The organism is Maribacter sp. TH_r10 (assembly GCF_033101095.1).
Classification (GTDB): Bacteria; Bacteroidota; Bacteroidia; order Flavobacteriales; family Flavobacteriaceae; genus Maribacter_A; species Maribacter_A luteus.
Genome location: NZ_JAWMPY010000005.1, coordinates 137615 through 151505 on the forward strand (window position 1 = coordinate 137615; position 13891 = coordinate 151505).

Sequence of the window (13891 nt, forward strand, 5' to 3'; positions counted from 1 at the left end):
ATTATGGGTTATCAATTAGAATTTCGACATTTTACTTATTTTTTAGCAGTGGCCGAGGAACTCCATTTTAGAAAAGCTGCTGAGAAGTTGTTTATTTCACAACCGGGATTAAGTAGGCAGATCAAACAAATGGAGGAAATTCTTGAAGTACAACTTTTTATACGCGACAAGAAAAAAGTAGTGCTTACTCCTGCAGGCCATTATCTAAAGACTAAGACGGAGGATATTTTCCATCAGATAAAAGAGATGAAAAGGCAATTGCAGTTGATCGGCGAAGGGGACTCTGGAGAAGTACGAATCGGGTTTTTGGGTTCTGCGATGCATAATGTTATCCCTAACCTCCTATTGGATTTGAAAGACAAATTTCCCAAAATAAAAACTTCATTGGAGGAGCTGCCCAATACGGATCAAGTCGAGGCTGTTTTAAAGGATGAATTGGACATGGGGTTTGTTCGGTTGTCAAGGGTTCCGGCGGCATTGCAAATGACCACGGTCTATGAGGATACGTTTTCATTGGTATTACCGGAGAGCTATCCCATGCTGACCCGTAATTATGAGGGAATGCATCAATTTGCCCATGATAATTTTATTTTGTTCAGCAAGGAGTACAGTCCGTTTTATTATGAGACGATCATGAGTATTTGTTCCGATGCCGGTTTCGTGCCCAAGGTATCGCACAAAACAGTACATGCCCACACCATATTTAAGTTGGTAGAGAATAATCTTGGGATAGCCATTGTGCCCACTGCCTTGCAATCGGGTTTTCGAATGCGGGTAAAATTCGTTGAACTGAAGCAAATTGACCAACGCGCATTGTTATCCGTAATATGGAAAAAGGACAACCCCAATCCTGTTTTGAAAAATTGTGTGGATTTACTTTTGAAGTAAGCCATGGAAAATAGTAGTTTTAGAACCTAAATAAAAAAACATGATTCAAGACTTGATCAAGGACAGACGTTCGGTCTTTCCTCCACAGTATATAGATATGGCCATTCCGAAAAAGAATTTGGACCAGATTTTAGAGGCCGCGAATTGGGCCCCTAACCATAAAAACACAGAGCCATGGAGATTTAAGGTCCTTCAAGGTGGGGCAAAGGTAAGATTGGGTAAGTTCTTATCTGAAAAGTATCAGCAAATTGCGGAACGCCCTCAACAGGTAAAGATTAAAAAGTTAGGCACGTATCCCGTTAAATCCGCTGCCGTGATTGCGATATGTATGCAAAGGGACCCCAAGGAATCCGTACCCGAATGGGAAGAAGTGGCTGCCGTTGCCATGGCCGTTCAGAATATGTGGCTAACCTGTACTGAAATGGGTATAGGTTGTTATTGGAGTTCTCCACCACTTATTGATTTCATGGATGAATTTTTTGATTTGGCCGAAGGGGAGAAGTGCCTCGGATTTTTATACATGGGTTATTATGAGGAAGAACTCTCGAGAGGCACAAGAAAACCAGTAAGTGAGAAAGTCGTTTGGCTCGAATAGTTCAGGGAATATTTAATTGAAGTAAGGAAACAATGTTCCTTTATATTCCCATGCAGTTGCGATAAAAAGACCTAGATACACGATGGTGACCATGAATTTTAGAAAGGTTCCGGTCAAAAATCCTATAAAAGAACCAAAAGCGGCCTTTGTGGCCGTTTTTTTATCCGCTTTGTTAAGAAGTTCCCCCACCAATGCTCCGATAAAGGGCCATATGATGATACCGAAAGGTCCTAAAACCGGAAAAATTAAGGCAACCAACAATCCTATGGTCGTTCCGAGCATTCCTGCTTTAGTGCCTCCGAATTTTTTGGTCCCGACAGCGGGAATAATATAATCCAATGCAAATACAACAAGTGCAATTGCCAGGGTAATGCCCAAGAAGACCCAGTCATCAGGTATGGCTTTGGTCAGGTATAATAGTAGAAGTCCGATCCAACTAATGGGCGGACCGGGCAAAACGGGAAGAAAACTCCCAAGAATCCCGATCAACATAAAAATAAATCCGAAAATCAGTAAAGCAATATCCATGTATTAATATTTATCGTTTGACGAAGATAAGGGGTAATTGTTACATAATACAATTGCAAATACTAAGGATTAAAATAGAATTTGAATTGGTGACCAATATTATTCAACTAAAAAATTAGTTTAAACTAAATATTTAGTTATATTTGTTGCATCAATGAACTAAAAACTTAGTTGAATATGAAACAATTGACCAAGGCAGAGGAAGAGGTAATGCAAATTTTATGGCTATTAAAACGGTGTAATGTTGCCGCCATAATCCAGGAATTACCTGAGCCTAAACCTGCTTATAATACGGTCTCTACCATAGTCCGAATATTGGAGAGTAAGGGTTTCGTGGATCATGAGCAGGAGGGTAAGGGCTATTTGTATTTTCCGGTGGTACAGAAATCGGACTACAGTAATCAATCTATTAATAAATTGGTTGATGGTTATTTTCAGGGGTCTTTTAAAAGTATGGTCTCATTTTTTATGAAAAAGAATGATTTGGGGCTTTCTGAGTTGGAAGCGGTTTTGAATGAGATTAAAAAAGAGGAGAAATGATACAGTATATCTTGGAATGTATTTCCTTTCAATTGGTCTTTCTTATCGTTTATGATTTCTTTCTTAAGAGGGAAACCTTTTTTCAATGGAACAGGTGGTATTTATTGGGCACCCATGTGTTGTCCTTGTTTTTGCCTTGGATCAAGATCGAGGCATTCACTACAGAGGTTGCGAATAATTATGGTTATCCTGAATTTTTATGGAATATGCAAGAAGCTCCAGTTGAGTTTGCCAAAAAAAGCGAACCTTGGATTGAACTTACATGGTTAGAAGGTGTGTTTTTATTCGGTGTTTTGATGGCTCTTTTTCTATTCGCTTATAAAATGTACCAAATTTACTTGCTACGGAAGAATGGGGAAATTCAATATTACAAAGAGTTTACGCAAATAATTATTTCCAATAGCCATTTGGCGTTTTCATTTTTCAAATCCATTTTCCTAGGAGATCAGGTCGTAAAGGAAGGACATGATAAAATCATACAGCATGAGCTTGTACATATAAAACAGAGACATACCATAGATCTTATGATCTTCGAGTTGTTGCGTATTGGCTGTTGGTTCAACCCGCTGGTATATATCTATCAAAATCGAATTTCGGAATTGCATGAGTTCATTGCAGACGCACAGGTCGCGAAGACCAATAAGAAAGACCAATATCAATTAATGCTTTCACAAGTATTTCAAACACAACATATATCATTTATCAATCAATTTTTTAAATCATCATTAATCAAAAAACGAATAGTCATGTTACAAAAATCAAAATCCAAAAAAATCTTACGGTTAAAGTATTTAGTATTATTTCCCGTTTTAATCACAATGCTATTCTATACTTCATGTAATTCTGCAAATACTCAAAAAGAGACTTCAAATGAAAGTACGCTGTCTGATAAAATAGTGGAACTTAGGAATGAAATAGAAGCCAAGGAATCTCTGACTACTGAAGAAAAAAAGGAACTTGTGCAATTAATATATGAGGTCTACCCAAAAGATATAAAAGGAATCTCTGGAAAGAATGGGGAATTGAAATATGGAGGAGTCCCTTTTGCGGTTGTTGATGAAGTCCCGGTTTTCCCAGGTTGTGAGGATGCTACGGATAAAAGGGCCTGTTTTCAGCAAAAAATGCAAGAACACATCAGTAAAAACTTCCACTATCCAGAGGAAGCACAAAAATTGGGTTATCAAGGTAGGGTTAACGTCTTGTTTACCATTAATAGTTCTGGGGAAATTGAAAATATAAAAAAAAGGGGTCCACATAAATTATTGGAAGAAGAAGTACATCGTATAATTTCCCGTTTACCGCAAATGCAACCAGGAAAACAAAAGGGGGAAGTAGTAGATGTTCCATATTCGATTCCCGTTTCGTTTGTGTTGGACTGATAAAAATGTTCAATTTAAATCTGGATTAACGGTTTTGAAAAAAACCTTCAAATTCAATTTCACCTCTTAAAAATGTCTCGACATTTATATTATAACAAGCAAGTTAGGCCCCATTTATCCGATGGGGCTTGTTTATTCTATATAAACGTATTGGTGAAGCTCCTTAAAAAATCGTAATTTCCCCCTTGAAATTGGGTTCATGAGAAAGTTTTTCACCATACTACTTTTATGCTCTTGCCTTTCCTGTGATTTGTTCGAATCGAAGGAGGCAAAGACCCAAAAATTGGTCAATAAGGAAATGCAGGCCATAGATTGGAACGATGTAGATAATTATCCGTTATTTGAAAATTGTGATGAATCAACCTCAAAAGCATTTCAAAAAGAGTGTTTTGAAACGGAATTGCTCAATCATATGGCAGCTACCTTAAATGGGTATGAATTTGTTATTGGTCCTGATATGGATACAATAGTTCAGGTAGATTTTTTAGTGGATCAAGAGGGTAAAATGACCGTACTCAATATTGCAAAGGATAGGACCATCAATGATTTTATGCCCGAATTCGATGGTATTATTTCGCAAAGCCTGAAGAATTTACCGCCCTTGGCACCAGCATTGAAGAGAGGTATCCCGGTAAAGGCAAAATTTAGGATACCCATTGTTCTCAGTGCGGATTAATTTCAATAATTCCGGTGTAAGTTTGCCAACGTAATTTTCTAACAGTTAATAGTATAAAATTTGTCCAACGAAAAAATCATATTGGGAATAGATCCAGGAACCACGATTATGGGTTTTGGACTTATAAAAGTAGAAAACAAGCAAATGAAATTCGTTCAGATGAACGAATTATTACTTCAAAAATATAAAGACCCTTACACCAAACTTAAACTCATCTTTGAGCGCACCATTGAGCTTATTGATACCTATCACCCTGATGAAATAGCCATTGAGGCCCCGTTTTTTGGAAAAAACGTACAGTCGATGTTGAAGTTGGGGCGTGCGCAAGGGGTAGCAATGGCCGCAGGGTTATCGCGGCAAATCCCTATTACCGAATACCTGCCCAAGAAAATAAAGATGGCGATTACCGGTAACGGAAATGCGAGTAAGGAACAAGTGGCACGAATGCTTCAAAGTACCCTTGGGTTAAAATCCTTACCCAAAAATCTGGATAGCACCGACGGACTTGCAGCTGCCGTTTGCCATTTTTACAATGAAGGTAAGATAGATGTTGGTAAAAGCTATTCAGGTTGGGATGCCTATGTAAAGCAGAACAGCCCCCCGACCCCCAAAGGGGGAGTTGGAAATACACCAATTGTAAATCTGCGTAAAAAGAAGAGTTAAAAAAGCCAACAGTTGGTGGTGAACAATGAATAGTTGGGAGTAAACAGTGAGAAGTGACAATAAACAATGATTATTATCAATAAACAATTAGATTGAGGAACCATCACCCAATGGATAAATCATATGAGTTTGCCTTGAAAATTATGGTGTTCTTTTATGAAAACTACAAGAATAAGCAAAGGCTAAAAATTGCTAATTGAAAACTGAATTATGTCCGGCATATACATCCACATTCCCTTTTGTAAACAGGCCTGTCACTATTGTGATTTCCATTTTTCGACCAGTATGGCGAAGAAGGATTCGATGCTCGAGGCCTTAAAAAAGGAGTTGGTTTTGCGTAAGGACGAATTCAAGGATGAACAAGTAGGGACCATTTATTTTGGTGGTGGTACGCCATCGGTTTTAGATACGAACGAAATCAACGATTTGATAATTACCGTACAATCGCACTATAAGGTTATTGAAAACCCGGAAATAACCCTTGAGGCCAATCCTGATGATTTGTCAAATGGGAAAATAGTGCAATTGTCCCAAAGTGCGGTCAATCGTTTAAGTATCGGGATTCAATCATTTTTCGAGGAAGACCTGAAGATGATGAACCGAGCACACAATGCAATAGAAGCGGAGGCATGTATAGCGGAAGCGGTAAAGTTTTTCGATAATATTTCCATAGACCTTATTTATGGAATCCCGGGAATGTCCAATGAGCGATGGCGACAGAACATAGAAAAGGCCCTTTCTTTCGGTATACCCCATATCTCTTCCTATGCTTTGACAGTTGAGCCTAAAACCGCTTTGGCCAGTTTTATTAAAAAAGGATTGATACCTCCTGTCGATGATGCCTTGGCGCAACGGCATTTTCAAATACTATATGAAACGTTGACCGATCAAGGCTATGATTGTTATGAGGTATCCAATTTTGGGAAACCAGGGTATTATTCAAAAAACAACACCTCTTATTGGCTAGGTAAGAAGTATATGGGCATAGGTCCGTCTGCCCATTCCTATGACGGGGAGCGTAGAAGTTGGAATATAAGCAATAATCCAACATATTTAAAAGCCATTGAACAAGGGAAACTGCCCATGACCAGTGAGGAACTTTCCCGAACCGATAAGTACAATGAATATGTAATGACCGGTCTGCGCACAAGTTGGGGTGTTTCTCTGGATAGGATAAGGCTTGAATTTGGTGAGAAATACCATGTGTATATTACCGAACAGATAAAAAAATATGTAGATAGGGACTTGTTGACCATAGCGAAAGGACAACTGGTAGCCACCAAAAAAGGAAAGTTCTTGGTCGATGGGATTGCCAGTGATTTGTTTATGGTTAACTTAGGATGACAAAAGTGTTTTTGATGTGATGTCGGTAAAACATAAAGATTCGGTTTTCGTCCGTTCGAGTGGGGTCGAGAACCAAAACCCTTAAACTCCAAGGCCTCGATTTCACTCGGCGAGGCATTTTTTTATGATTGCAACAGTTAAGGTCAATAACAGGAACCATACGATAGATCTTTCGAAACCCATTGATATTTCAATACCTATGAAAGGTGAAGCATCCGATGTAAATGCATGGTATATTGAACATCCACGTATAGAACCGCATACCGAAGGGGATTTTATCGGTGCCGTTTCCAAAGGGGCCGCTGTTAATTTCAATGACATTTGGTTCAACCCGCATGCACATGTCACGCATACCGAATGTGTAGGGCATATTACCGAGGAATTCCATTCGGTCAACAAAAATCTGAATCAGTATTTCTTTTATGCTGAGGTGGTTACTATTGCCCCGGAAAAGTTCAATGATGATTTTATTATTTCGAAAAAACAGCTGCAATATGCCTTTGGGAATAAAAAAAGGGATGCGATTATCATTCGAACATTACCCAATCTTAGGGATAAATTCTCCAAGCAGTACTCAAAAACAAATCCACCATATGTAACCGAGGAAGCTGCCAGGTTTTTGGTTGATAAGGGCATTGAACATTTATTGATCGACCTTCCTTCTATTGATAGGGAAAGGGACGGCGGTGAGTTACTGGCCCATAGGGCATTTTGGGATTTTGATGGTAAAATGAGAAAGCAGGCAACGATCACAGAGTTTATTTTTGTGCCCAATAGTATCGAGGATGGCACCTATTTCCTTAATTTACAGGTAGCACCTTTTGAGAACGATGCGTCGCCCAGTAGACCGGTGTTGTACAGGAATATAGAACAGTGAAAAGGTGGGGGCGAAGCCTTCGCGATGTTGGAGATGTCTCGGTTACGTGATTATGGCTTAGATTCCGATAACTTAAATAATAAGTAGATGAAGACATTGATTAAATTGGAAGAGTTGATGATGTTTATTCTAGGAATATTCATGTTCGGGTTGTTGGGTTACCAATGGTGGTGGTTCTTGGTTTTGATTTTAGCTCCAGATATAGGAATGGCAGGGTATTTGTTCGGTAAGAAGATCGGGGCATTTACCTATAATCTTTTTCATCATAAAGGTTTGGCCATAATTTTATACTTTGCCGGAATGTTTTTTTCGTCACCCATCATTCAGTTGGCAGGGATAATATTATTTTCGCATGCCTCCTTGGATAGGGCATTGGGTTATGGCCTAAAATATAACAAAGGATTTAAGTATACCCATTTAGGGGAAATCGGGAATAAAAATGGATAGTATATTAGAGATATTTCTTGGACTTATTTTAGGGGCCATCCTTATGTATTGGATGTTTTCCATGTTCAGGAAAAAGAAAAGTAAGGAACTGACAGAGCACCAATCAACAGTGCTTTTGGAGAAAATAAGAAGTGTTTGTAAACTTATTTCGGTGGAAGGGGATTTTGCCGAAATTTATAAGTACGAAAACACCAAGGAACGTTTCCTAAGTTTGGTGAGCAGTAAAAAGAAGGCCCTTATTGTTATTAATGCCAAGGCTTTGATCGGGTATGATCTTCAGAAGATATTGATGCATGCCGATAATGACAAAAAGAAAATCATTCTTACGAATTTTCCGGAACCCGAAGTCATTTCAATAGAACCCGAACTGGAATTCTATGACATACAAAACGGACTCTTCAATACCTTTACCCCAAATGACTTAACGTCATTGAATAAAGAGGCCAGAAAGCATATCATGGAAAAAATACCGGAAAGTGGACTTATGGAAACCGCAAAACGGGAAGCTTTGGAGGCGGTACTTTTGATTGAGAAGATCGTTGAGACCATAGGTTGGAAATTGGATTATTCGGCCTTGAAAATAGAGGGGAAACAAAAGAAACTATTGGATCTATGAAAACTTTGATGATGGTATTTTTTTTAACCTTTGGTATTATCACATATGGCCAAAAAAATGGCACTATGAGGGATTTTGACACGAATTTTGTACATACGGTTTATTTTTGGTTACAGCATCCGGAGAGCCAAGCAGACCGTGATGCTTTTGAGGCTTCCTTACAGAAATTCATGGATAATTCGGCATATGCAAAGACCAAATACATAGGAAGGCCCCCAAAGGCGAGTAGGGATGTTGTCGACGGTTCTTTTACGTATTCGTTGATCGTTACTTTCGAATCTGCGGAAGCCCAACAAAAATATCAAGACGAAGCCCCACATAAATTATTCATAGAGGAAGTCGGTCACCTTTGGTCAAAGGTCATTGTTTACGATTCCAAGGGAATTTAGGTATTTGTATTATGAACATAGAGGAGTTCAGGGAGTATTGTATAGCTAAAAAAGGAATAACAGAGGAATTTCCTTTTGATGAACATACCCTGGTTTTCAAGGTTATGGGTAAAATGTTTGCTTTGGTTGCTTTGGAAAGGTTTCCCTCCCAAGTTAATCTAAAGTGTGACCCGGAAAGGGCCATTGCCCTTAGGGAAGAGTTTGATGGCGATATTTTACCGGGCTATCATATGAGCAAGGTGCATTGGAATACCATTATGCTGGAAAATCTACCGAAGAAGTTGATAATGGATTTGATTGATCATTCCTATGAATTGGTAGTATCAAAATTTACCAGAAAGCTTAAAACCGAATTTGATGGTTTGGAATAAATTATGCGAACGGAGTTAGAATATATAATAAAGGATCTCAAGGAATGTTTTGATGGCAAACCATGGTATGGCGATTCGGTCATGAAAAAATTGGATGGCATTGATTGGCGAGTCGTGAATGACAAGGTTTATGGTGAAAAGACCATTGCCGTTTTAATGCAGCATATAATCAACTGGCGAATTTTCGTCCTCAAGAAATTAGAGGGAGATGTCGCTTATGATATCATTATAGATCAACTGAATGATTGGACCGTGATCACGGTCAATAATGAGCAGGAATGGCAAGCGCTATTGAATATGATTCGGAACAACCAAGAGAAAATCCTGAAGCATTTGGCCAAGTGCGATGATAATATACTCAATGAAACGGTACCCGGTAAAAAGTATAAATTCGGACCTATTTTAAGAAGCCTTCATCAACACGATATTTATCATTTGGGTCAGATAGCAATGCTGAATTCCATGGCCAAAAGCTAGGTAGGTTTACTTATCTTTACATACTAAATAAGTTACTGCCCCAATGCAAGAACCCTTAATGTTCTATAACGAACAGATTTCAGAATATAAAATTCAGTTGTCCCAAGTAAAAAAGCGATTGTACGCCTCTAGTATGTTGCGCTTGGCCATTTTTTGCCTATCGGCTTTTGGTGTTTATTATGCCTTTGGGAACGGCAAACTAGTGGCGGGGATAGTCATTGTTACGATTGTTCTTTTCATTTTTTTGGTTTCAAGACATACCGATTTGCAATACAAACGGGATAGGATAAAGGCATTGCTACGAATTAACACTACGGAGATTGAAGTGTTGCAAAGAAAGTTCCATGATTTGCCAGATGGTAAGGAATTTGATAGGGACGACCATTATTTTTGTAAGGATATAGACCTTTTTGGGAGAGGTTCATTTTATCAATATACCAATCGAACATCATTGAAAGAAGGGAGCGGGTATTTATCATCTCTCTTGTTGTCCAATGATATCGAGAATATTAAGGCCAAACAAGAAGCTATCAAGGAGTTGGGGCAAATGCCCAAATGGAGACAAGGGTTTTCTGCCGTGGCAAGCCTCGTAAAAACGGAGACACCTTTTAATGTTATCGTGAAATGGCTGAAAGGCTACCAGGTGTTTGTGCCTAAATACATGTCCTTTTTGCCCACTGTTTTTTCATTGGTTTCAATCGTTCTGATTACACTGTATTTTATTGACTTGCTCAATGGTTGGGGACTGGTGTTTTGGATGTTCCTAGGCTTGGGTATTACCGGGGGCTATTTAAAAAAAATAAACAAACTCTCCTCAGACACTTCAAAGGTTCAAAGTACCTTCCATCAATATCAAAAATTGATAATGCAATTGGAAAACACTGAATTCAAGGCCGATTTATTGAAAGAGAAGCGGGCCGTGATTTTGCATGATGAAGTCTCAACATCGAAGATTTTAGGGGAATTCTCAAAAATTTTGAATGCGTTCGACCAGCGGAACAATATGATTTTCGGGTTTTTGGGGAATGCATTTTTGCTATGGGATCTACGACAGTCCTTTAGATTGGAAAAATGGATAGAAGGTCATGGTAATGAAGTGGAATCTTGGTTCAACGTGGTCGCATTTTTTGATGCATATAATAGTTTGGGCAATTTTGCCTTTAACCATCCGAACTATTGTTATCCTAAGATTACAAACGGGGATGTGGTTTTAAATCCGACCAAGGCGGGCCACCCTTTGTTGGATCCGAATAAAAGTGTCTTGAACGATTTTCAGATAGATAAAGAACAGTTCTTTATCATTACCGGGGCCAATATGGCGGGGAAAAGTACATTTTTAAGAACAGTGTCCCTACAGATTGTAATGGCCAATGTAGGTTTGCCGATATGTGCCACACATTCGGAGTACTCCCCGATAAAGCTGATTACCAGTATGCGAACTTCCGATTCCTTGGCAGATGATGAATCATACTTTTTCTCTGAACTGAAGCGCTTGAAGTTCATAGTGGATGAAATTCAAAAAGACCGTTATTTCATCATATTGGATGAAATCTTAAAAGGCACAAATAGTACCGACAAGGCCATAGGTTCCAGAAAATTCGTTGAAAAACTGGTCGCTTCCAAATCAACGGGGATCATTGCTACCCATGATCTTAGTTTGTGTGAGGCAGCGGATGATATGCCCCAAGTACGGAATTTCTATTTCGACGCCGAGATAATCAACAATGAACTTCATTTTGACTATACACTTAAAAAGGGTGTATGTCAGAATATGAATGCTTCCTTTTTACTCAAAAAGATGGAGATAGTTGGATAGAAGCAAGATCCAATTCGTGATATGTTAGACAAACTCCAAATCCCAAATTCCAAATACGGAGCGCGAACAAAAGAAGAATCAATAGACCGGACTTTTTGTGGATTATCCCTTATCGAAAGTCTTGGTTCTAAAAGCACAACGCTCTTGTATCTCAAAGTCTTGGTTCCAAATTATATTCATAGGCCCTTCACCTGTAGGTCATGAAAAGCATTGGCCTGTAATTTTAACAACTCTTCGGCTTTTTTCTTTTTATGGGCATAGACGGCTTCTTCCTCTTCGATCTCACTGTAGATTTTATTGTTCAGGGCCATATCGGTTGACAAAATCTGTTCGCGTTGTTTTACCTTTTGGGTAACCCATGTCTTGAGTATGCTTTCCTCTTCTTCTTGCTTAATGTCATATTCTCCTTTTGGGGCCAATAATTTGGCTATAATGGGGGAAGTCTCAATGGCGAGGAACAAAAGAAAAATAAAGAAAGAAGGAAACCAAGGTAATTCGCCCAAGGCGTTGATACGTGCCATGAGTCCGTCGAACCCATCGATGATAGGCTGGGAAGTATTTACGGCCGTATTATATTCGGTATTTAAATTGGCGATTTGGGATTCCAAACCAGTAATTTTTTCCGCATTGGCAATTTTCAATTGTTGTAATTCTGCCAAGGCGGCATCGTGTTTCTCCCGCTTTTCGGCATAAACGGGGCCTTTTCCTAAAAGTCCGGTTCCGGCGGTACCTTCGGCCTCTGAAATATAGGTATCGTAAAGAGCGTTCGTTTCTGCTTCTTTGGAGTTTACCTCACCTTTCAATGCGATAATATCTTGATTCAATTTATCGATCAAAGGATTGTATTGTAATGCAATTTGGTCTTTATTGGCCAAAGTGAGTTCGTTCTTTTGTTCTAAAAGCACTTGATTGATTTCTTTTTCGAAAATCTTCATTTCAAGGGGTTTTGAAATGACCACGGCAATGATCACCGCTAAAATGATCCGTGGTGTAGCCTGTAATAGTTCATTACCAAAACTATTTCGTTTTTTAATGGTAGAAACGATAAAACGATCGAGGTTAAAGATCAATAATCCCCAAATGAGTCCAAAAAAGATGGCAGCGTAAATAGTATCAAAAACGGTGAAAAGGGCGTAAGCGCTGGCTAAAAATGCCATAACAGCGGTGAAAAAGACCGTAGCTCCGATGCCGGCATATTTATTCTGTTCACCTTGGGAGCATGTAGAAAGCAAAGAAGCATCTGCCCCTGAGCAGAGGATAAAAAAACGTTGTAACATAGTGTTCCGATTTAATTATTGAAACCACCCTCGAATTGTTCTTGGGAGGGAATTCCAATATTGATTGATGATTCATATAGATAATTAGAACGTCATCCATGATGTTTTGTTACAGAAAAGGCTTCTAAATTGAAGAATTTGGGCAAAATTTAAGATAAAACATAAGGTTTTATATAAATGTCATCGCTTTTCAAACCGTTTTAGAACACTGAAGATTATTTTTCTATTCTTAAAACGTTCCATTTTCAGAAAGGGTAAAATGATTGGTCATAATTTTAAGTGGATCCAAATTCCATTTGTCCCAAATATATGTAGCTTTGCAGCTCTTAAAAACTATCAGAATGGCATTATTGGAAGACTTACAAGCAAGAAGCGGCTCTAAATGTGAACTATGTGGAGCGACCGAAAATTTAAAAATCTACGAAGTGCCCCCAGTATCGACGGGTGGTATCGATGGCAGCCTTTTAGGGTGCGATACTTGCCTTGGTCAGATTGAGGCTTCCGAAACCATGGATCCCAACCATTGGCGTTGTTTAAATGATAGTATGTGGAGTGAGCATGGTGCGGTGCAGGTTGTCGCTTGGCGTATGCTTTCAAGATTGAAGACCGAAGGTTGGCCACAGGATCTTCTAGATATGATGTATTTGGATGATAAACTGTTGAACTGGGCCAAAGCAACCGGTGAAGGTCAGGACGAATCGGAGAAGATCGTACATAGGGATGTGAACGGTGTTATTTTGGAAAATGGGGATAGTGTGGTCCTTATCAAAGATTTGAAAGTAAAAGGGTCCAGTATGGTGGCCAAACAGGGTACGGCGGTGCGACGTATTTCCTTGGATAGGGAAAATGCCGAATATATTGAGGGCAAGGTAGGTGCACAGCAAATCGTTATCATCACGAAGTACGTTAAAAAGATCTAGGATTTAAAAATCAAATCGTAGAGACAGGCATTATAACGGCAAGAACCTACATTTAAAAACAAGGTTTTGCGTTAGGGATAGTAGTGAA

The 13891-nt window shown here is 39.0% G+C and carries 17 protein-coding genes; 15 read left to right on the forward strand and 2 right to left on the reverse strand.

What is annotated here, in order from left to right; translation table 11 throughout:
• Positions 1–3: 3 nt before the first annotated feature.
• Together R3X28_RS13410 and R3X28_RS13415 are read left to right on the forward strand one after the other, a co-directional pair.
• A complete protein-coding gene (locus R3X28_RS13410; protein WP_317664915.1) occupies positions 4–888 on the forward strand; it encodes a LysR family transcriptional regulator in 885 nt (294 codons plus the stop codon).
• A 40-nt stretch (positions 889–928) separates the two neighbouring features.
• On the forward strand, positions 929–1483 hold the full coding sequence (locus tag R3X28_RS13415; RefSeq protein WP_317664917.1) for a nitroreductase: 555 nt from the start codon (positions 929–931) through the stop codon (positions 1481–1483).
• 12 nt (positions 1484–1495) lie between these two features.
• Here the strand turns inward: R3X28_RS13415 and R3X28_RS13420 are convergent, their stop codons facing one another.
• Positions 1496–2011, reverse strand: a complete 516-nt coding sequence (locus R3X28_RS13420) for a DUF456 domain-containing protein (RefSeq protein WP_317664918.1) — start codon at positions 2009–2011, stop codon at positions 1496–1498.
• Between the two features lie 177 nt (positions 2012–2188).
• On the opposite strand from R3X28_RS13420, the gene R3X28_RS13425 reads away from it, so the two are divergent.
• The 12 genes from R3X28_RS13425 (at position 2189) to R3X28_RS13480 (ending at position 11606) form a co-directional block, all read left to right on the forward strand.
• Positions 2189–2551, forward strand: coding sequence for a BlaI/MecI/CopY family transcriptional regulator (locus tag R3X28_RS13425; protein ID WP_282055318.1), 363 nt, complete (start codon positions 2189–2191; stop codon positions 2549–2551).
• Positions 2548–3930 carry a M56 family metallopeptidase gene (locus R3X28_RS13430; RefSeq protein WP_317664920.1) on the forward strand — a complete coding sequence of 461 codons (1383 nt, stop codon included), beginning with the start codon at positions 2548–2550 and terminating at the stop codon, positions 3928–3930. Before R3X28_RS13425 ends, R3X28_RS13430 begins: the two co-directional genes overlap by 4 nt.
• A 199-nt stretch (positions 3931–4129) precedes the next feature.
• Complete coding sequence (locus R3X28_RS13435; RefSeq protein WP_154364260.1) at positions 4130–4606, forward strand: hypothetical protein; 477 nt, start codon at positions 4130–4132, stop codon at positions 4604–4606.
• 60 nt (positions 4607–4666) lie between these two features.
• Positions 4667–5269, forward strand: a complete 603-nt coding sequence (gene ruvC, locus R3X28_RS13440) for a crossover junction endodeoxyribonuclease RuvC (protein ID WP_317664922.1) — start codon at positions 4667–4669, stop codon at positions 5267–5269.
• A 210-nt stretch (positions 5270–5479) separates the two neighbouring features.
• Positions 5480–6613, forward strand: a complete 1134-nt coding sequence (hemW, locus tag R3X28_RS13445) for a radical SAM family heme chaperone HemW (protein ID WP_317664924.1) — start codon at positions 5480–5482, stop codon at positions 6611–6613.
• Positions 6614–6737: 124 nt separating this feature from the next.
• The gene (locus R3X28_RS13450) at positions 6738–7490 is read left to right on the forward strand and encodes a cyclase family protein (RefSeq protein WP_317664926.1); all 753 of its coding nucleotides are present in this window, start codon (positions 6738–6740) and stop codon (positions 7488–7490) included.
• Between the two features lie 87 nt (positions 7491–7577).
• Positions 7578–7937: a DUF4260 domain-containing protein gene (locus tag R3X28_RS13455; RefSeq protein WP_282055313.1), complete on the forward strand. Its 360-nt coding sequence runs from the start codon at positions 7578–7580 to the stop codon at positions 7935–7937.
• Positions 7930–8553, forward strand: coding sequence for a DUF4230 domain-containing protein (locus R3X28_RS13460; RefSeq protein WP_154364250.1), 624 nt, complete (start codon positions 7930–7932; stop codon positions 8551–8553). Before R3X28_RS13455 ends, R3X28_RS13460 begins: the two co-directional genes overlap by 8 nt.
• 65 nt (positions 8554–8618) lie before the next feature.
• Positions 8619–8942, forward strand: a complete 324-nt coding sequence (locus R3X28_RS13465; RefSeq protein WP_317664927.1) for a Dabb family protein — start codon at positions 8619–8621, stop codon at positions 8940–8942.
• A gap of 11 nt (positions 8943–8953) precedes the next feature.
• Positions 8954–9313, forward strand: a complete 360-nt coding sequence (locus R3X28_RS13470) for an MmcQ/YjbR family DNA-binding protein (RefSeq protein ID WP_317664929.1) — start codon at positions 8954–8956, stop codon at positions 9311–9313.
• Positions 9314–9316: 3 nt separating this feature from the next.
• Entirely contained in the window at positions 9317–9790 is a 474-nt protein-coding gene (locus tag R3X28_RS13475) for a DinB family protein (RefSeq protein ID WP_317664931.1), read from the forward strand.
• Between the two features lie 43 nt (positions 9791–9833).
• Entirely contained in the window at positions 9834–11606 is a 1773-nt protein-coding gene (locus R3X28_RS13480; RefSeq protein ID WP_317664933.1) for a MutS-related protein, read from the forward strand.
• Between the two features lie 176 nt (positions 11607–11782).
• On the opposite strand, the gene R3X28_RS13485 is transcribed toward R3X28_RS13480, so the two are convergent.
• The gene (locus tag R3X28_RS13485; RefSeq protein ID WP_317664934.1) at positions 11783–12883 is read right to left on the reverse strand and encodes a DUF4407 domain-containing protein; all 1101 of its coding nucleotides are present in this window, start codon (positions 12881–12883) and stop codon (positions 11783–11785) included.
• A gap of 341 nt (positions 12884–13224) precedes the next feature.
• On the opposite strand from R3X28_RS13485, the gene R3X28_RS13490 reads away from it, so the two are divergent.
• Complete coding sequence (locus tag R3X28_RS13490) at positions 13225–13803, forward strand: PhnA domain-containing protein (RefSeq protein WP_317664935.1); 579 nt, start codon at positions 13225–13227, stop codon at positions 13801–13803.
• Positions 13804–13891: the final 88 nt, after the last annotated feature.